18 protein-coding genes are annotated in these 17,859 nt (G+C 32.7%); 8 read left to right on the forward strand and 10 right to left on the reverse strand.

Annotation, left to right across the window (positions count from 1 at the left end; genetic code table 11):
- Position 1: 1 nt before the first annotated feature.
- On the reverse strand, positions 2–655 hold the full coding sequence (locus DK441_RS27230) for a DUF4271 domain-containing protein (RefSeq protein WP_074407023.1): 654 nt from the start codon (positions 653–655) through the stop codon (positions 2–4).
- 96 nt (positions 656–751) lie between these two features.
- On the opposite strand from DK441_RS27230, the gene DK441_RS02000 reads away from it, so the two are divergent.
- The 3 genes from DK441_RS02000 to DK441_RS02010 are packed head-to-tail and all read left to right on the forward strand — an operon-like array spanning position 752 to position 3,332.
- Positions 752–1,483, forward strand: coding sequence for a polyprenol monophosphomannose synthase (locus DK441_RS02000; RefSeq protein ID WP_109097245.1), 732 nt, complete (start codon positions 752–754; stop codon positions 1,481–1,483).
- Between the two features lie 2 nt (positions 1,484–1,485).
- Positions 1,486–2,826 carry a dihydroorotase gene (locus DK441_RS02005; RefSeq protein WP_025664413.1) on the forward strand — a complete coding sequence of 447 codons (1,341 nt, stop codon included), beginning with the start codon at positions 1,486–1,488 and terminating at the stop codon, positions 2,824–2,826.
- Entirely contained in the window at positions 2,823–3,332 is a 510-nt protein-coding gene (locus DK441_RS02010) for a DUF4296 domain-containing protein (protein WP_109097246.1), read from the forward strand. Before DK441_RS02005 ends, DK441_RS02010 begins: the two co-directional genes overlap by 4 nt.
- Here DK441_RS02010 and DK441_RS02015 read toward each other — a convergent pair.
- From DK441_RS02015 to DK441_RS02030, 4 genes are all read right to left on the reverse strand, one after another.
- The gene (locus DK441_RS02015; protein ID WP_109097247.1) at positions 3,298–4,317 is read right to left on the reverse strand and encodes an NAD-dependent epimerase/dehydratase family protein; all 1,020 of its coding nucleotides are present in this window, start codon (positions 4,315–4,317) and stop codon (positions 3,298–3,300) included. The genes DK441_RS02010 and DK441_RS02015 overlap by 35 nt on opposite strands.
- A gap of 103 nt (positions 4,318–4,420) precedes the next feature.
- Positions 4,421–4,603, reverse strand: a complete 183-nt coding sequence (locus DK441_RS02020) for a hypothetical protein (RefSeq protein ID WP_025664410.1) — start codon at positions 4,601–4,603, stop codon at positions 4,421–4,423.
- Positions 4,604–4,763: 160 nt separating this feature from the next.
- Entirely contained in the window at positions 4,764–4,976 is a 213-nt protein-coding gene (locus DK441_RS02025) for a hypothetical protein (RefSeq protein WP_109097248.1), read from the reverse strand.
- A gap of 179 nt (positions 4,977–5,155) precedes the next feature.
- Positions 5,156–8,434 (reverse strand): CHAT domain-containing tetratricopeptide repeat protein, encoded by a 3,279-nt coding sequence (locus DK441_RS02030; RefSeq protein ID WP_160111918.1) that lies wholly within the window; start codon positions 8,432–8,434, stop codon positions 5,156–5,158.
- A gap of 231 nt (positions 8,435–8,665) precedes the next feature.
- Between DK441_RS02030 and tyrS the strand changes: the two genes are divergently transcribed.
- Entirely contained in the window at positions 8,666–9,961 is a 1,296-nt protein-coding gene (tyrS, locus tag DK441_RS02035; RefSeq protein WP_109097250.1) for a tyrosine--tRNA ligase, read from the forward strand.
- Between the two features lie 417 nt (positions 9,962–10,378).
- Here the strand turns inward: tyrS and hpf are convergent, their stop codons facing one another.
- Complete coding sequence (gene hpf / locus DK441_RS02040) at positions 10,379–10,681, reverse strand: ribosome hibernation-promoting factor, HPF/YfiA family (RefSeq protein ID WP_109097251.1); 303 nt, start codon at positions 10,679–10,681, stop codon at positions 10,379–10,381.
- Between the two features lie 203 nt (positions 10,682–10,884).
- On the opposite strand from hpf, the gene DK441_RS02045 reads away from it, so the two are divergent.
- Genes DK441_RS02045 through DK441_RS02060 form a run of 4 tightly spaced genes read left to right on the forward strand, consistent with a single transcriptional unit; the run spans position 10,885 to position 14,741 of the window.
- Positions 10,885–11,967 (forward strand): efflux RND transporter periplasmic adaptor subunit, encoded by a 1,083-nt coding sequence (locus DK441_RS02045; RefSeq protein ID WP_109097252.1) that lies wholly within the window; start codon positions 10,885–10,887, stop codon positions 11,965–11,967.
- The gene (locus DK441_RS02050) at positions 11,967–13,229 is read left to right on the forward strand and encodes an FtsX-like permease family protein (RefSeq protein WP_109097253.1); all 1,263 of its coding nucleotides are present in this window, start codon (positions 11,967–11,969) and stop codon (positions 13,227–13,229) included. Before DK441_RS02045 ends, DK441_RS02050 begins: the two co-directional genes overlap by 1 nt.
- 7 nt (positions 13,230–13,236) lie before the next feature.
- On the forward strand, positions 13,237–13,911 hold the full coding sequence (locus DK441_RS02055; protein ID WP_109097254.1) for an ABC transporter ATP-binding protein: 675 nt from the start codon (positions 13,237–13,239) through the stop codon (positions 13,909–13,911).
- 32 nt (positions 13,912–13,943) lie between these two features.
- Positions 13,944–14,741, forward strand: coding sequence for a DUF6544 family protein (locus DK441_RS02060; protein WP_109097255.1), 798 nt, complete (start codon positions 13,944–13,946; stop codon positions 14,739–14,741).
- Positions 14,742–14,785: 44 nt separating this feature from the next.
- Here DK441_RS02060 and DK441_RS02065 read toward each other — a convergent pair whose 3' ends face one another.
- From DK441_RS02065 to DK441_RS02080, 4 genes are read right to left on the reverse strand one after another with little or no spacing between them, the layout of a single operon-like run.
- Positions 14,786–15,274 carry a hypothetical protein gene (locus DK441_RS02065; protein WP_109097256.1) on the reverse strand — a complete coding sequence of 163 codons (489 nt, stop codon included), beginning with the start codon at positions 15,272–15,274 and terminating at the stop codon, positions 14,786–14,788.
- The gene (locus DK441_RS02070) at positions 15,264–16,265 is read right to left on the reverse strand and encodes an MlaD family protein (protein WP_109097257.1); all 1,002 of its coding nucleotides are present in this window, start codon (positions 16,263–16,265) and stop codon (positions 15,264–15,266) included. Before DK441_RS02070 ends, DK441_RS02065 begins: the two co-directional genes overlap by 11 nt.
- A gap of 28 nt (positions 16,266–16,293) precedes the next feature.
- Positions 16,294–17,046, reverse strand: coding sequence for an ABC transporter ATP-binding protein (locus DK441_RS02075; protein ID WP_109097258.1), 753 nt, complete (start codon positions 17,044–17,046; stop codon positions 16,294–16,296).
- Positions 17,046–17,828: an ABC transporter permease gene (locus tag DK441_RS02080; RefSeq protein ID WP_109097259.1), complete on the reverse strand. Its 783-nt coding sequence runs from the start codon at positions 17,826–17,828 to the stop codon at positions 17,046–17,048. Before DK441_RS02080 ends, DK441_RS02075 begins: the two co-directional genes overlap by 1 nt.
- Between the last annotated feature and the right edge of the window lie 31 nt (positions 17,829–17,859).

Genomic DNA, 17,859 nt, shown 5'->3' on the forward strand with positions numbered 1-17,859 from the left:
ATTAACTAATAAGCTTATACAGTATAAAATAGGGTGCGATTTCAAGTGCGCAAAGATACAAAATAAAATAAAATAAGTGGTTCAAAATAATATTTTCGTTTTTCTTATAAAAAGAAACAAGCATGATTGTATTGAGAATAATTAGTAAAATTAGGAGTATTATGAATGCAATTTTAGAGGGTTGTAAAGCATAAATAAATATAATATTAATGGGTAACAATATGACTCCCATAAAATTACGATAGGACACTTTGTAAAATAAATATTCATCAATTATAGAGTCAATAGAAAAAATAGTTGCAACTATTTTTTCTATAAGTAATTTACAAATAACGATAACGGTATATATGATTGCAATCTTAAAATACAATGTAATTTGATTGGGTACCACTTGCCACTCAAATACACCAAAGCATAAATATAGGAACAACGATACCGAAACGACCTGAAACAATAGTAAGATCGCATTAAATAAAGAAGAAAGCTTATTTAACTTTTGATAGGATATAATATATTTACTGTTACTAAAAAGCATCATGAAATCAGTAAAGCGAAGCATATTCACTCCTTTGGCTGTAGCTAGCAGCATCAGGCATACTGTGATTATGATAGTTAGCCAATTTGTTGATGTTATTTCTCGTAAAATAAATTCCATATTCTGTTCTTGGATCAAAATTACGATCAATTAACTCATAAAAACAAGAAAATAACTAGTAATTATTTAGTTATATTTGCCTGAAAAATAGCCTAGATGGTGGATGCCTTAGTTATAATCCCTACCTATAATGAAATTGAAAATGTGGAGCGTATCATTAAAAATGTGCTTTCGCTTCAACGTGATTTCCATATTCTTATTGTAGATGATAATTCTCAAGATGGAACTGCAGATAAGATAAAGGAGTTACAGTTAGAACACCCAGAGTCTCTTTTCTTAATAGAACGAGAAGGGAAATTAGGTTTAGGTACAGCATATATTACTGGTTTCGAATGGGCACTAGAACGATCTTACGAGTATATTTTTGAAATGGATGCAGATTTCTCTCATAATCCTAATGATCTTATACGGTTGTATAATGCTTGTGCAAAAGGATCTTCTCAGGTTGCTATTGGGTCTAGATATGTGACCGGGGTAAATGTAGTAAACTGGCCAATGAGTAGAGTTTTATTATCCTGGGGAGCTTCAAAATATGTTCGATTTATAACAGGAATGGATATTCATGACACAACCGCAGGATTTGTCTGTTATAAAAGAGAGGTATTAGAAAAAATAAACCTTAAAAAAATTCGATTTGTAGGATATGCCTTTCAAATAGAGATGAAGTTTAAGGCATATTTATTAAAATTTAAAATAAAAGAAATCCCTGTAATCTTTACCGATAGAACCAGGGGAACATCAAAAATGAGCAAAGGAATTATTTCTGAAGCTGTTTTTGGTGTTATAAAAATGAAATTTAACAGCTTATTTAATCGCTACGAAATATGATTATGGATAATGTGCTTATTAAAAATGCTAACATCGTTAATGAAGGGCAGATTTTTAATGGAGATGTATATATAGAAAATGGTATTTTTAAAGAAATTGCACCGCAGATAAGTGCAAAATCACCAGATGTGCACATTTTTGATGCCGAAGGCAAATACTTATTGCCTGGGGTCATTGATGATCAGGTGCATTTTAGAGAACCGGGATTAACACATAAAGCAACTATAGAAACTGAGTCCAGGGCTGCTATAGCCGGTGGTATTACTTCTTTTATAGAAATGCCTAATACTGTACCGCAAACAACAACAATAGAAAAACTCGAAGAAAAGTTTGAAATCGCTGCAAAAACAAGCTATGCGAATTATTCTTTTATGTTTGGAGGCACAAACGATAACTTAGAAGAAATTCTGAAAGTAGATCCTAAAAAAGTGGCAGCACTTAAACTCTTTCTGGGATCATCTACAGGAAATATGCTGGTCGATAATCCAGAAGTATTAGAAAAAATATTTTCATCTACAGACTTGTTAATCGCGGTGCATTGTGAAGATGAAGAAACGATTAAGAATAATACTGCAAAATATAAGGCAGAGTATGGTGATGATATCCCTGTAAAATTTCATCCAATTATAAGGAGTGAAGAAGCGTGTTATTTATCTTCATCACAAGCGATAGCACTGGCTAAAAAAACGGGAGCGCGATTACATGTTTTTCATCTTTCGACAGCAAAGGAATTAGAATTGTTCACTAATAAAATTCCGCTTAAGGAAAAGAAAATAACAGCCGAAGTTTGTATTCACCACTTGTGGTTTTCTGATACAGATTATGAAGAAAAAGGGACATTGATTAAATGGAATCCTGCTGTAAAAACAGCAAAGGACAGGGATGCTCTGTTTAAAGCATTGCTAAAGGATAAAATAGATGTAATTGCTACAGATCATGCTCCACATACTAAAGAGGAAAAAGATAATGTGTATACCAAAGCACCATCTGGAGGTCCATTGGTACAGCACGCACTTCCTGCTATGTTAGAATTTTACCACCAGGATAAAATAAGCTTAGAAAAGATCGTTGAAAAAATGTGTCATAATCCGGCGATATTGTTTCAGATCGAGAAAAGAGGCTTTATAAAAGAAGGGTATTATGCAGATGCTGTATTGGTCGATATAAACGCTCCCTGGACAGTAAATAAAGATAATATTTCATATAAATGTGGGTGGTCACCTTTTGAAGGAACTACCTTTAGATCGAGGATTACGCATACTTTTGTTAATGGAAGTTTGGTATATAAGAATTTTAAATTCTATGATGTGCGACACGCACAACGATTAACTTTTGACAGATGATTAGAAATGTAATATATACTGTAGCTTTTCTGACTATTATTTCTTGCCAGAGTATAGATAAAAGTCCTAAACCAGAATCATTTATAGAAGAAGACCGTATGGTTGAAATTCTAACTGATATTGCTTTTGTAAGAGCAGCAAAAAGCTCTAATAGAAAAATTTTTGAAGAAAAAAGTATTAACCCTGAAGATTTTATTCTGAAAAAACATGGTGTAGATAGTATTATTTTTGCAAAAAATAATGCCTGGTATTCTGGTCAGATAGAAAAATATGAAGCGATTCTTATTCGTGTAAAGGCTAATCTGGATAAAGAAACAGCAAAATACGAGAAGCTGAAAAAGGAAGAGGATTCTATTAAAAAGATTGAAGATTCTATTGCAAAAAGTAAAGATACGCTTAAGCTTAAGGATCTACCTGTTATTACAGAAGATGTAATCGAAGACAAGATAGAAGAAGCCAAGAAAAAAAGGGCTAATACCCCTCCTCCTCCTTCAAAAAAACAGTAGCAGTTTCTTTAATGCTTCTTTCAATCGGAGTAAAACTATAGATAAGCTCTTTTTTTATTTTGTCATTCTCATAGTATCTTGTAGAAAATGCACTTCGTATAGATGATCTAAATATGGATCTGTTTGTTCTAAACAACATATGGCTAACACGTTGTACATTATAGGCAATTTTCATCAAAAAGGGAGAAATTCTCTTTTTAGGTAATGGTTTGTGCAGTGCCTGGGCAATCATGCCAAAAGCATTTTTGTAACTTAAATTCTCACCAACCAGAATATAACGTTGATTACTATAGGAGCCTGTAGTAAGTTTATACATAATATCGATAACATCCCCTATAGCTACATAACCGGTGGTTCCGGTCGTATAATATTTCATTCCTTTATATATTCTTTTAAAGAGATACCCACTACCATTATCAAAAAAACCTGGACCGATAATGATACCAGGGTTTACAATTACTGCGGTAAGCCCCTCATGTATTCCTCTCCAGACCTCCATTTCTGCACCGTATTTGGTAATTGAATACACAGAATTGGGAGTTTCGGGATTCCATTCGGCTTTTTCATCAATATGAGAACTGGATAAATTTTCTCCAAGTGTTGCAATTGAACTTACATAGCAGAGCTTAGTTACCTTTTTGAGTAAACAAAGGTTTACAATATTTGCAGTACCATGGATATTGGCTTTTCTTAATTTTTTATAGTGAGATGGATTAAAGCTAATTTTGGCAGCGCAATGATATACATGAGTAATTCCTTCAAAAGCTTGAGTTAAAACAGGAATATTATTGATATCGGTATTTACCCATTCTATGGTATCAAACAAGTGTTTTTCCTCACTTGTGAAATAAGAAGAAAACACTTTTTTGGCATGTTCTTTTTTGGCCTCGGTTCTGTATAAGGCACGTACTTGTTGTTTTTCCTGTATGAGTCTAACCAGTAGATGTGTTCCTACTAAACCTGTTGCTCCTGTAACTAATATCATAGTATATTATTCTACGATACTAAAGTAAACAATTAATGCACATTTTTTGATTAAATAATAAAGACCCCAATATTTAAAAAATTTATTGAGGTCTTTTATATTCTTAATCGCAATAATCAGTACATCTACATGTTGCAAGATCAGGCTCTTCTGTAGTGGTTGGTGTCTGATTATCACTTTTTCCTAGAGTTGGTGCTCCTCCATAAATAGTATGTAAACCATTTAATTTTGTGATTTCTAATTTTTTAAGATTCAATTTTTTTGAATTACTTGCTTGTTTTTTCATGATATAAATTGATTTTTAATTAATAGAAATGAAAATTATTATTATTTGTAGACTACATTCCCCCTGTTTTCAGTGAAAAGCCTGTTTTTGGTACTCACAATGCACTAGAAGTACAGGGTGGTTTAGTTAAAAACAGGAATTCACCTAATATTATTGGAGATTAGGGTATGGTTGTATATGTTCTAGATTTACAGCCGGCAACACTACCTTGATATTGACATGAATCTTCAGGATCGCCACCTGTAGTAGGTGCTTTTCCTTCACTTTTTCCATGGTGCGGTGCCCCTCCATAAATAGTATTTAGACCATTCAATTTTGTGATTTCTAATTTTTTAAGATTCAATTTTTTTGAATTACTTGCTTGTTTTTTCATGATATAAATTGATTTTTAATTAATAGAAATGAAAATTATTATTATTTATATACTGCATTCCCCCTGTTTTCAGTGAAAAGCCAGAAACGTGTAATTAGAATAGTCGTAATCAGATTGAGGGTAGATTACTTCTTTTTCACTTCGTTATAAAAATCATTTAGGGCGATGGATTTAATGATCTATTGTTTCTTAATTCTCCTCCTATACAAAAACACCACCAAGAGTATAGCTGCTACAGCTCCCAATCCTAAAATCCAATACAGTTGGGTATTGTTATTAAACTGCATTGCAGTAGTATCTCCTACTAGGTAAAATCCTCCCCAATAAAAAGGATCGGTACGATTGATATTAGCAGTGCTTAGGTATTGTAGTTTAGCTTGCTGTAAGGCTTTACCTTTATGCATTCCTGCCTTAAGATTGGTGTAGAAATATTTCATTAACTCTGGTGTGGTTTGATCCGATACCTCCCAGCTGGTGAGTAACAAACTTTTGGTTCCTGCATACTGAAAAGCAGTCCCTAAACTCATAATCCCTTCTCCTTTGGCAATCTTACCACTACCCGTATTACAGGCACTAAGTACAGTGAGTTCTGCAGGGATATCCAGAGCAAACAGCTCATGGCTATAGAGCAGATTATCTTCTATAGTGTCTTTACTCTTGGTAAAATAGAGTTTAGAGTTCTCTGGGCGCTCGTTATCTACCTCTCCATGTAGAGCAAGGTGTAGAATGTTGTATTGACCTGCATTGCTCTTAAAATTAGCTTCTACAGCCTGTGATCCGAAATAGTATTGCCCATCGATAATATCAGAAATGGCCTTGATCTCTTTACGGGTTCCTGGTAGGTCATCACCAGCATCTCTTAGTGTTGCCATACTTATTGTATGGGTGTCTGTAGTTTGAGTACTATCTGAAAAAGAAAATGCCAGACATTCTTGTAATGGTTTAGTATCCAGATCACTTTTAGAAGTGGTAAACAACAGGTTTGCAGCATTGGCATAAGTAATTGCATGCTCTTTAAGCAAATACGATAAGAGGGTTGGATTATTAGAATCATCTTTTTGAGTTAACAGTAGATCAAAATTAAGATGCCATAGTGGTCCATCGGGGATAATGATGAGTTGATCCCCAACTAATTTATCTTTAATCGGTGCTATAAGTGTATTATATAAGGTATATGCTTGTTGTTTATATACTCCTGTGTTTTTGTTAACAATACTTTTACGAAATGTCTCAACTTGCTCAGTCAGTTTTGGAGTCGATAGTTCTTGTACACTAATATCATGTTTAGAAATCGTAAAAGCATAGGTGATACTATCTCCTGTAAAAAACTCTAACAAAGTAGTTGTGTCATCCAATTGTTGTTGGATATCTGACACCCTTACAATATCGTTTTTATACTTTAATTGATAGTATTTGGGGTAATTTTTTTCTAAAACCTGGGTTAATGAATCTTGTGTTCTTTCAAGATTAAATAATTCGTTTTCATAATCTTTGATTTTTGTGGTATCTATATCTTTTTCTGAATGCTCTTCAGTAATTTTAGATTGGTAAAATGCTTTATCTGTTTTAATCGTTTTTCCCATTTCAATTATTTCTGAAGGTAATCCTGCGAAATTTTTGGCATTAGCATCATTAAGTAATTCTTTTAAGGTATTAGCCTTACTTTTTTCAGCATAATAAAGAGCTTTCTCCAACAATTGTTCGTTTTTTTTGGAAGCGTATAATAATAAGTGCGCTGCTATTGCATCTTGAGATACCTCTTTTACTTGTTTGGCAAAGTTTACTTTATCCTGATAGTTTTGGTAGGATTGCCTAATTTGATCGATAATCATATCTATATTTTTATAAATAATGATACTCTGATCAAGATATTTTAAATCTCTGTTTTCTAGGTATTGTAATTGCAGTGTTTTGGCTTTCCCTTTTAATGTTTCCAATAACTTATGCAAATCGTAGTAACGATTTGGGTTGAAGGTGTTATCGTGCTTTTTTGAACCTTTATTTATGGTATTAGCAAGTAAAGCATTATCAAAATGGTTAATAGCTTTTTTGTATACCTGTTGTCTTTTATGAATAGTTGCAATTTGATTTTGGGATTGGATGGTATGAAAGTGCTGTTTTCCATATAAATTTTGTAAAATATTTAAACTTTTTTTAGAATATTGTAATGCACTAGTATGTATTTCTTTTTCAAGATACAGTTGTGCAATACCTAGATATATATCTGAAATTTTTAAATTCTCTTTATTAAAGATTTTTTTTCTTATTGTTAAAACCTTTTCGTAATAAGTCAATGCGAGGTCATATTTTTTTTCATACATATAAACCTCTCCAATATTCCTATATAGACTTCCCATATCATCACTATTTTCTCCATATATGGTTTTGTAAATTGGTAAAGCTTTTTTATAATAGAGTAATGCCTTTTTGTAATCCTTTTTATTTTTGAAAATGATGCCACTATTCATATAATTGCCAGCAATTTTTTTGTGACTTAGTCCATTATTGATTTTAAGGTTTATTTCAATACTTTTTTTATAATATTGTAATGCTTTGTCATCCTCTCCTTTCTTATAATAAACAACACCTATATTATTATATGTCATAGCTAATCCAAACAAATCATTTCTCGTAGTAAATATTGGAACTACTTTTTGATAATAATTTAAGGCATTGTCATATCTCATAAGGTAATAATGACAGATGCCTATGTTTAAATAGGAAGGTCCTAAGGAAGATTCGTTTTCTTTTGGTTTTTTTAAGATTATTTCCAAATCTTTTTTTAAATAATTTAAAGCTTTTTCATGTTTTGATAGATGTATATATACAAGTCCAATATAACTATAAGTTTTTCCTGTTTTTGGATGGTAAGGACCTAATTTTTTTATGTTAATAGCTAACGCAATTTTTAGATGTTGCAGAGCCTTTTGGTAATTAGAAGTATAATAATAAATTAAACCTAAATAAATATGAGATGTTGCAATATCAATATGTTGTTCTGGAAATATTTTTTGTTGGATGTTTAATGCCTTTTGGTGGTGTAATAATGCTTTGTCATAATCAGGAATACTTTCATAATATTTACCCATATTACTGTAAGCACGAGCTTCTTGCTCATTCTCATTCGTAAGATACTTGTTACTTATTTCTAAAGCATTTTTAGAGCTTTGTAAAGCTTTTTCTAATTTACGAGTACGCCTGTAACCTTCTGAGATTTTATTATAACAACTTGCTACCTTTTCCCAGAGTTTATTTTTCTCATATATAGGTAAAGCTTTTTGAAAATAAATTATAGAGCTATCTCGTTTTTTGTTTTTTAACAAAGAATCCGCTTTTCTATAGTATTGTGCTGCCAGTGCAGTATCTTTTTCTACCTGTGCATAGGTAGTATATGTTGATGCTATAAAAAAGACAAAAGAGGCTAAAGAGACTTGGAAAATAGGTCGTATTTTTTTCATAGATGACATTGTGTATGTTAATAACAAAGAACGTAAAAATGTTACTTTATTTTTTGTTTGTGGGGGTGGAAACATGATTTGATATATATAATACATGTTATGCTAAACCTGTTGGAATAAATTTTACAATTGGTGAGAACAATAAATCAATACGATCCAATTTCTACCATATTCATAGCTGGATATTATCCATATTTTTATCTTTGTCGCTCTTAATTGAATTATAGTACAATGACTACAAATTTTATAGAAGAATTACGTTGGAGAGGAATGTTGCACGATGCCATGCCTGGAACCGAAGAATACCTAATGGAGCAAATGAGATCTGCCTATGTAGGGTTTGATCCTACAGCAGATTCATTGCATATCGGTAACCTGGTTCCTATCATGTTATTGGCGCATTACCAGAGAGCAGGGCATAAGCCTTTTGCATTGGTTGGTGGTGCCACAGGTATGATTGGTGATCCATCAGGGAAATCGGCAGAGCGTAATCTATTGGACGAAAAAACACTTCGTCACAACCAGGAAGCTATAAAATCACAACTTAGCAGATTTTTGGATTTTGAAAGTAATGTTCCCAATGCAGCTGTATTGGTCAATAACTACGATTGGATGAAAGAATTCTCATTTCTGGAGTTTATTAGAGATGTAGGTAAGCATATTACAGTAAATTATATGATGGCCAAGGATTCTGTTAAGAATCGAATTTCGTCAGAATCATCAGAAGGGATGTCATTTACAGAATTTACATACCAACTGGTACAGGGATATGACTTTTTGCATTTGTATAGAGCACATGCATGTACTTTACAAATGGGAGGTAGCGATCAGTGGGGTAATATCACTACAGGAACCGAACTCATTAGAAGAATAGCCGGCGGAAAAGGATATGCCTTGACCTGTCCGTTGATTACAAAATCTGATGGGTCAAAATTTGGTAAGTCTGAAGGTGGAAATGTATGGCTGGATGCTAAACGAACATCACCATATAAATTCTATCAATATTGGTTAAATACCAGTGATGAAGATGCCGAAAAATACATTAAGATTTTTACGTTTTTAACCGAAGAGGAAATAAAATCCCTGGTGGCTGCTCATAAAGAAGCTCCACATCAACGAGTTTTACAAAAGAAACTGGCAGATGAGGTTACGGTTATTGTACATTCTAAGGAAGATCTAGATAATGCGATTAAAGCATCTGCAATTCTTTTTGGAAAATCTACATCTGAAGATCTAAAAGGTTTGGATGAAGCTACTTTTTTGGATGTTTTTGACGGAGTACCACAAGCCGAGATTGCTAAAGATATGATCGCTAATGGTATTGATATGATTGGCGCCCTGGCAGAACACACAGGATTTCTTAAATCGAATGGCGAAGCCAGAAGAGCACTAAAAGAAAATTCTATCTCGGTAAACAAAGAAAAGGTTAACGATAGTTATTCGATATCTAATAATGACTTGATCAACGATCAGTTTGTTTTATTACAACGTGGTAAGAAAAACTATTTTGTGATCAGAGTGGTATAAAATGTGAGTAGAATCTATTTAAGGGTACTATATTAAATTTGTTTAAAAATAGAATATTAAAAAAGGAGAGGAATATTGAGTATTTCTCTCTTTTAAAACAAAAACAGGTAAGCATTCGCTTACCTGTTTTCTTCAAAGAAATTAATTTTATTAATTGATATACTAGTTCCTAATGTTCAATCTAATTTATTGCTAAATATAATTTAAGGACTATTCACCTAGAAATAGAGTTAATTTCTTTGTTATGGCTTTGTCACATTTCTACAACAAAACCCATTTCTTTTTAACTAAAAATTTAAAGAAATCATTTGTTAACCATTAGCTAAAGTAGTTCTGTTAGGATTCATAAAACATGACAAATGTCAGTTTTTGAACTTTAGAATGTTAAATTTTTGACTCATTTCAGAAATGTAGTGCCTAGATGTATGGCTTCATTTCTTGTTTTCGTTTTTTGAGTTGTCTTTCTAAATCACTAAGTGTTTCTTTAAAAGCAGATTCAAAATTTTTCTCATTAGATGTAGCGTATAGTTTTGGTCCTGGTAAACTTAATTCTACATCACAGATTTTACCTTTTCCTTTTGGGTCATTTTCTTTTTTAAAAAACACATCCGATTTAATTATCCAGTCATATTTTTTGAATAATTTATTTAGTTTTTCATGTACATAACCTTCCATAGTTTCACTAGTTGGCATTTGCACAAATTGAATATTGATTTGCATTTTTTTTATATTTTATGGTTCTTAATTGTTAGATCTATACTACTCTGTATTAGTATAAAATTCACATGGTTTCTGAGCTTCATTAGAGCTGGTGTTTTGATCTAATCTCTATGCTAAAATAAAGACTATCATCTTTTTTAAATATGACAAATATCATTCCGAAAATCAGTCTTTTCGACGAAATTCGATAAAAATATGTATATATGTCTAAACATGTATTATGGATGTTTTTTACTATTGTTCTTATATCCTGTGCAGATAAAGAAGAAAAAATTCTTCCTGCGGTAACAGGCATTACAGAATTGGTATACTCATCGGTTACGATCCAGCCAGACAGCTTGTATCAGGTGTATGCTTCGGTACATGGTATTTTGGATAAAAACCTTGTAGAAGAAGGAGATGAGGTTAAAAAAGAAACTCCATTACTTCAGATTATAAACAGTAACCCTAAGTTAAATACAGAAAATGCTAAGTTGTCGTTCGAACTTGCTCAAAAAAACTATAATGGTAATGCTGCAATTCTAAGTAGTATAGAAGAAGAAATTAAATCGGCAACTCTTAAAATGACTAATGATTCTATAAATTATTGTCGTCAGAAAAACCTGTGGAGTCAACAGATAGGTTCTAAAATAGAGTATGATACTAAAAAACTTGCCTATGAACTTTCTACAAATTCTTTGAGCCTGTTAAAAAACAAGTACGATAGAACCCGAGAAGAACTCAAGACCCGGTTACAACAAGCAAAAAACAATTATAAAACGTCGGTAATAACCACCAAAGATTTTACCATTAGTAGCAAGATTAATGGTAAGGTATATGGTCTATATAAGAATTCCGGAGAGATTATAAATACTATAGAACCCATAGCAGCAGTGGGTAGTGCTACTATTTTTGTTGTCGAGATGCTCGTTGATGAAGTGGATATTGTGAAAATTAAAAAAAACCAGAAAGCTATAATAACTCTGGATGCATATAATGGAGAGGTATTTACTGCAAAAGTGAGTAAAATATACCCTAAAAAAGATGAGCGTAATCAGACCTTTATGGTTGAAGCTCTTTTTGATAAAAGTCCAGAGGTATTATACCCTGGGTTATCTGGAGAGGCAAATATTATCATAGCTCAAAAAAAAGAAGTGCTAACCATACCAAAAGAATACCTGATTGACGGTACTAAGGTGAAAACTGAAAAAGGAACAGTAGAAATTGTTATTGGGCTTCAGAGTATGGATACTGTAGAAATCTTATCAGGAATTACCAAAGATACCTGGATTTATAAACCCGAATAATGACCAATTGGAAAGTCATATTAAACATTGCCAGAACACATCTGGTTACCAAAATCAAACAAACTGTAACAGCAGCTTTGGGTGTGACTTTTGGTATTGGCGCATATATTACTTTGGTTTGTTTTATGACTGGGCTGAATAAGATGTTAGATGATTTGATTCTTAATCAGACACCACATATTCATATTTTTAATGAGATTGAACCTTCAAAAAAACAACCTGTAGACTTATATGGTGAACTTCAAAATACATTTAATGTAGTACATTCGATTAAACCAAAACAAAGTCAGAAAAGAATTCACAATGCACTTCCTATTATTAATTACCTTAATAAAGATCCTAAGGTTAGGGGAGCAATACCACAGATTAAATCACAAATATTTTATATCTCAGGATCTATTGAATTGGGAGGTAATCTTACAGGTGTTGATATTATGAAAGAAGTAGAGTTTTTTAATTTCAGGGATTATATCGTTAAAGGAACTCCACAGGCTTTGCAGCGCAATGATAATGGTATTTTGCTAGGCGCAGGTGTTGCAAAAAAAATGTCTCTTACTATTGGTGATAGAGTGCAAATTAGTACCATAAAAGGAGATGTTTTTCCGTTAAAAATTGTAGGAATATATCAAAGTGGGATTGCCGATATTGATAACATTCAAAGTTTTGCTACTATTAAAACTGTACAGCGTATTCTGGGAGAAGCAGAAAATTATATTACAGATATCAATGTAAAACTTCATCATATTGAACAAGCCATCACATTAGCAGAAAAAGTAGAGCAACAGTTTAAGCTCAAAGCGATTGATATTAATACTGCTAATGCACAATTTGAAACAGGAACCACAATTAGGAATCTAATTACCTATGCTGTTTCTATAACGTTATTGATTGTGGCAGGGTTTGGTATTTACAATATTCTAAATATGCTTATTTATGAAAAAATGAATGATATCGCTATTCTAAAGGCAACTGGTTTTTCGGGTAAAGATGTACAGTTGATTTTTATGAGTCAAGCTATGATCATTGGTGTTGTTGGCGGAGTTTTAGGATTGTTAATTGGATTTGGCCTATCTCATCTTATCGATCAGTTACCTTTTGAAACAGAGGCACTGCCAACTATTACTACTTATCCTATTAATCATAATCTCTGGTTTTATGGCATTGGCATAACCTTCGCTATGATTTCAACTTTTTTGGCAGGGTATTTACCTTCTCAGAAAGCAAAAAAAATAGACCCTGTGCGTATCATCAGGGGGCAATAACAATGCTATGAAAACAGTTCTCGAAGCCAAAGACATCAATAAGTATTTTAGAAAACCAGTACTTTTTCATGTATTAAAAGATATTTCTTTTAAGGTAAGCCAAGGAGAATTTGCCTCTATTATGGGGAAATCGGGGTGTGGTAAATCTACTCTGTTGTATATCTTATCAACTATGGATACAGATTATGAAGGGGGTTTATACCTTAATAATGAGCTTGTCACAGGACAAGAAAGAGAGAAGCTCTCTTATATACGAAACAAACATATAGGTTTTGTATTTCAGTTTCATTATCTGTTATCCGAATTTTCGGTATTAGAAAATGTAATGCTTCCTGCCAAAAAACTAGCTGAAAAATCTATAGAAGAAATCGAGCATGATGCGATGAATAAGCTTCGTATCCTTAAAATTGATCATCTTGCCAAAAAAAGAGCTTCACGCATCTCTGGAGGAGAAAAACAACGAGTTGCCATTGCGAGGGCACTAATAAATGATCCTGCTATCATTATGGGAGACGAACCCACAGGAAATCTGGATAGTTATAATTCTGAAAATGTGTTCAATGTTTTTAAGCAATTAAGTGATGAAGAAGGATTATCGCTTCTGGTTGTTACCCATGATATAGATTTTGCAAATAAAACTGATCGAATTATAGAAATGGGCGATGGTAGAATTATAGGTTGAATATTTTTTTAATAAAAAAAACAATTCTAAAAATGATATTGGTTATAACCGGAAGTATACTAATACTATTAATTGTGATATCTATAGTAGGTATAGTATCGTTTAATGTTTCTGTAAAACAAGAAAGAGTACTATTATTTAATACAAGTAGAGAAATAGATGTAAAAATCACTCAGAAAGACTTGGATGATTTTCCTGATCTGATGAAAAATTACCTTAACAAAGTCAAAATTGTAGGAAAACCAAAATACTGCAATGCTATTTTTACCCAAAAAGGAAAGATCAGAACGAGTCTAGAAAAAAAGTGGTTGCCATTTTCTGCTACGCAATATATGTCTTCTAACAACTTTGGGTTTATATGGAAAGCAAAAGCATTACCGATGCTAATTAGAGATAAATATACTAATGGCAAAGGAGAAGTAAAAGTGAGTGTACTGGGATTAAAAAATATAGTTCTGTTTACAGGTCAAAAAGTAGATCAAAGTTCATTAGGACGGTATTTAGGAGAACTTATATGGTTTCCGATAGGTTTTCTAAATCCCGATATCTCCTGGGAAACGATAGATTATAGAACGATAAAAGCTACTGTGGTAAACAATAATCATGCTATTGAAGGTTTTTTTATATTTAACCAAAATGGGACGATAGATCATTTTGAAACCAAAAGATATCGAGATACAGAACTAGAAAATTTTATTGGAGAAGTAGGAGAATATGAAGATTATGATGGATTGTTGATTCCGAATACGATGACTGCAATCTGGGATCTTAAAAAAGGAAAACAGCAGTATTTTAAAGCTGCTATTCTTGACTATAAATTAATAAGCTAGTGACACATATCGAAACCAATTATCACCGGTTATCCAGAATTGTATCAATACCCTACTTTATTCTTTAGAGAAGGGACTTCCCATTTAATAATTTCTTTTAAAAATTCATCTACTTTTTCAATAATAAATTTTTGAGTTATCGATTCTGGAGCATACACTCCTAATTCGATCATGTTATTTTCTTGAGGTTTATTTTCGATCTCGGGGAATAACATAAAAACATAAATGTCACCATTGTAGGATTGCGAAAAAATCAAGGCTCCTCCTGGCAAAAATTGATATGCAGGTATTAGGTTTGTGCAATCTATTAGTTCTTGCGGAAAAGAATCAAAAGTAATATTTATAGCTTCGTTATTATGAATCCAGCTCAATTCCTGAACTTTCCATCCAATATCATAGTGTTGTACAATTCCCTGTAAGGTTTTAAGAAGAATATCTTTGGTTTTATTCTTCCAAAGCATTCTTTTATCTACAACTGTTTTTATAGAGTTTCTATACTCATTAACTCGTTCTTCAAGATGTTCAATTTTCATGGTTATTTTTATTAGAAGATTCTTCCTTTTTCTTTTCTTTTTCTAGTTTTTTAAAGTACCCTCTAAATAAAAAATTATGTTTTAGGGCTTCCATATTCTCGTTAAAACGATATGTTCCTTCTTTAATACTATTCATGGTAGAATCAATATTTTTAACCAGATTTGGGTCTGCGGTTAGATAATGCAGTGCTCCTTTTCCTTCTTTTATATCTTTTAATACTATATCTAGATTTGTGGTTATCTGACTAATATCAACACTGGATTGCTCTAGGTTATTCACTATGGTTTTCATTTTCTGACCAGATAGGCTATCCTGCAACAAAACGCCTGCTACACTTTGGCCTTGTTTAACCGAAGAGATGATGTCTTTAAGTTCGGTAATAGCTTGTGATGCTCCCGTACTTGTATTTTTTAATTGAAAAATAGTTTGTTTCAGATCTTTTGCCATTATAGAATCATTGATTAATAATCCTATGGTCCCATTACCTTCAATGATTTTTGTTGTTATTTTTAGTAAATCTGCTGTAAGTAAGGCGGCATTTTCATTAGTTACATTAAGAGTGGTGAGCATATCATCTGTTCCTATTTTACTGTAAGATTGTATGGTGTCTCCAGAAATCACAGGAAGTTTTATACTTTCTCTGGGAATAATGTTTACGATCATATTGCCTACCAAGCCATCTGATCCTATAGTTGCCACGGCATCTTTTTTAATATGTTTTCCTATATTTTCCCGAATAAGCATTTCGACTATAATTTGAGTATCGTCTATCATCTTAATTTTACTTACTGTTCCTACATTAATTCCAGAATATCGAACATTATTTCCTAATTCGAGACCATTAACATTCGCAAATTGGGTCATGATTCTAATATTGCTACCAAATAGGTTTTGCCGATTTCCGATAGAGTATAGTGCAGCGATAAGCAATGCTGTGCCGACCACGACAAAGACACCAAGTTTCAACTTTTGGGATGCTGTTTTTTTCATAACGTTTCACTTTAGTTTTATCTATCCTCTAATGCTTAAAAAAGGCTTTTACCTGGGGATCATTTGATTGGGATAATTCCTGATATGTTCCTTCTGCATAATTAATTCCGTTTACGAGCAAAATAATTCTGTTAGAAATCACTCTGGCGCAATCCACATCATGTGTAATGATTAATGATGAGGTTCCGTATTTTTTTTGAATACTACGCATTAACTCGATAATTTCTTTAGAAGTTATTGGGTCTAATCCAGTTGTAGGTTCATCATAAAGAATAATTTTAGGTTTTAGAATCAAGGCCCTTGCTAGTGCTACTCTGCGTTGCATTCCTCCCGAGAGTTCTGATGGCATTAAATCTATTGCATGTGCTAAACCTACATTTTCGAGTGCTTCTATTACTAATGCTTCGGTATGCCCAGTCATATTTAATTTTTCTTTATGCCTGCGTAAAGGAAACTCAAGATTCTCACGAACAGTCATAGAATCATATAAAGCACTACCCTGAAACAAAAAACCAATTTCGGTACGAAGCAGATCCAGTTCTATCTGCCCCAAAATAGTAATGTCCTGCCCTTTTATTTGTATGCTACCACTATCTGCTTGCATTAGCCCTACGAGACATTTGATCATTACCGATTTACCAGAACCCGATTTACCCATCACAACCAGGTTTTCTCCTTCAAATAATCGCAAACTAAATCCATTGAGCACGTGATTATCGCCAAAGTTTTTTCTTAGATCTTTGATCTCAAGAACAGAGGTTATGTTTTTTTTAGGTTTCATTAAATTTCAAAAAATATATCTGCCAGAAATACTGCTACGAAATCAATAACAAACAATAACATTGAAGTATATACTACGGCCGAGTTTGATGCTTCGCCAACACCTGCGGTTCCTTTTTTGCAGTAATATCCTTTGTAACATCCTACCAACCCTATGGCATATCCAAAAAAGAATGATTTTACTGTAGCAGGAATAATATCACTATACTTTATCGCATCAAATACTTGATTAAAATATAATTGATAGGAGACAGCTCCTTTTAAATTTTCGACAATGGCAGAACCAAATAAAGCAATTGCATCCCCAAAAATAATTAATATAGGAAGCATCAAGGTTGTTGCTGTAATACGAGTAACAACAAGGTACTTAAAAGGGTTTGTTCCTGATACCTCCATCGCATCAATTTGCTCTGTTACTCGCATAGACCCAAGTTCGGCGCCGATTCCAGAACCAATGCGTCCTGCGCAAATAAGAGCAGTAATTACAGGTCCGATTTCTCTTACAATAGAAATCCCTACCATAGAAGGCATCCATGACTCTGCACCAAATTCCATTAAAGTAGGTCGAGACTGAAGTGTAAAAACCAATCCTAAAATAAATCCGGTTACCCCAACTAAAAGTAGAGAACGATTACCCATGTTATAGCACTGTCGTAATAGCTCCTGAAACTCAAAAGGTCTGGTAAATACTTCTTTTAAAAAGCGCCCTGAGAAATATGACAAATCACCTATCTCTATAAAAAAAGCTTTGGTCCTTTCTACTATGCGAAGTGATCGTGTCATAAATAATATACTTCAATGTTACTCAAAGATA

This window comes from Aquimarina sp. AU58 (assembly GCF_900312745.1).
GTDB classification, from domain to species: Bacteria; Bacteroidota; Bacteroidia; order Flavobacteriales; family Flavobacteriaceae; genus Aquimarina; species Aquimarina spinulae.

Excerpts from the sequence above, each read along its gene's own strand:
- DK441_RS27230 (WP_074407023.1), bottom strand. The coding sequence starts at position 655 with ATGGAATTTATTTTACGAGAAATAACATCAACAAATTGGCTAACTATC.
- DK441_RS02000 (WP_109097245.1), top strand. The coding sequence starts at position 752 with ATGGTGGATGCCTTAGTTATAATCCCTACCTATAATGAAATTGAAAAT.
- DK441_RS02005 (WP_025664413.1), top strand. The coding sequence starts at position 1,486 with ATGGATAATGTGCTTATTAAAAATGCTAACATCGTTAATGAAGGGCAG.
- DK441_RS02010 (WP_109097246.1), top strand. The coding sequence starts at position 2,823 with ATGATTAGAAATGTAATATATACTGTAGCTTTTCTGACTATTATTTCT.
- DK441_RS02015 (WP_109097247.1), bottom strand. The coding sequence starts at position 4,317 with ATGATATTAGTTACAGGAGCAACAGGTTTAGTAGGAACACATCTACTG.
- DK441_RS02020 (WP_025664410.1), bottom strand. The coding sequence starts at position 4,603 with ATGAAAAAACAAGCAAGTAATTCAAAAAAATTGAATCTTAAAAAATTA.
- DK441_RS02025 (WP_109097248.1), bottom strand. The coding sequence starts at position 4,976 with ATGAAAAAACAAGCAAGTAATTCAAAAAAATTGAATCTTAAAAAATTA.
- DK441_RS02030 (WP_160111918.1), bottom strand. The coding sequence starts at position 8,434 with ATGAAAAAAATACGACCTATTTTCCAAGTCTCTTTAGCCTCTTTTGTC.
- tyrS (WP_109097250.1), top strand. The coding sequence starts at position 8,666 with ATGACTACAAATTTTATAGAAGAATTACGTTGGAGAGGAATGTTGCAC.
- hpf (WP_109097251.1), bottom strand. The coding sequence starts at position 10,681 with ATGCAAATCAATATTCAATTTGTGCAAATGCCAACTAGTGAAACTATG.
- DK441_RS02045 (WP_109097252.1), top strand. The coding sequence starts at position 10,885 with ATGTCTAAACATGTATTATGGATGTTTTTTACTATTGTTCTTATATCC.
- DK441_RS02050 (WP_109097253.1), top strand. The coding sequence starts at position 11,967 with ATGACCAATTGGAAAGTCATATTAAACATTGCCAGAACACATCTGGTT.
- DK441_RS02055 (WP_109097254.1), top strand. The coding sequence starts at position 13,237 with ATGAAAACAGTTCTCGAAGCCAAAGACATCAATAAGTATTTTAGAAAA.
- DK441_RS02060 (WP_109097255.1), top strand. The coding sequence starts at position 13,944 with ATGATATTGGTTATAACCGGAAGTATACTAATACTATTAATTGTGATA.
- DK441_RS02065 (WP_109097256.1), bottom strand. The coding sequence starts at position 15,274 with ATGAAAATTGAACATCTTGAAGAACGAGTTAATGAGTATAGAAACTCT.
- DK441_RS02070 (WP_109097257.1), bottom strand. The coding sequence starts at position 16,265 with ATGAAAAAAACAGCATCCCAAAAGTTGAAACTTGGTGTCTTTGTCGTG.
- DK441_RS02075 (WP_109097258.1), bottom strand. The coding sequence starts at position 17,046 with ATGAAACCTAAAAAAAACATAACCTCTGTTCTTGAGATCAAAGATCTA.
- DK441_RS02080 (WP_109097259.1), bottom strand. The coding sequence starts at position 17,828 with ATGACACGATCACTTCGCATAGTAGAAAGGACCAAAGCTTTTTTTATA.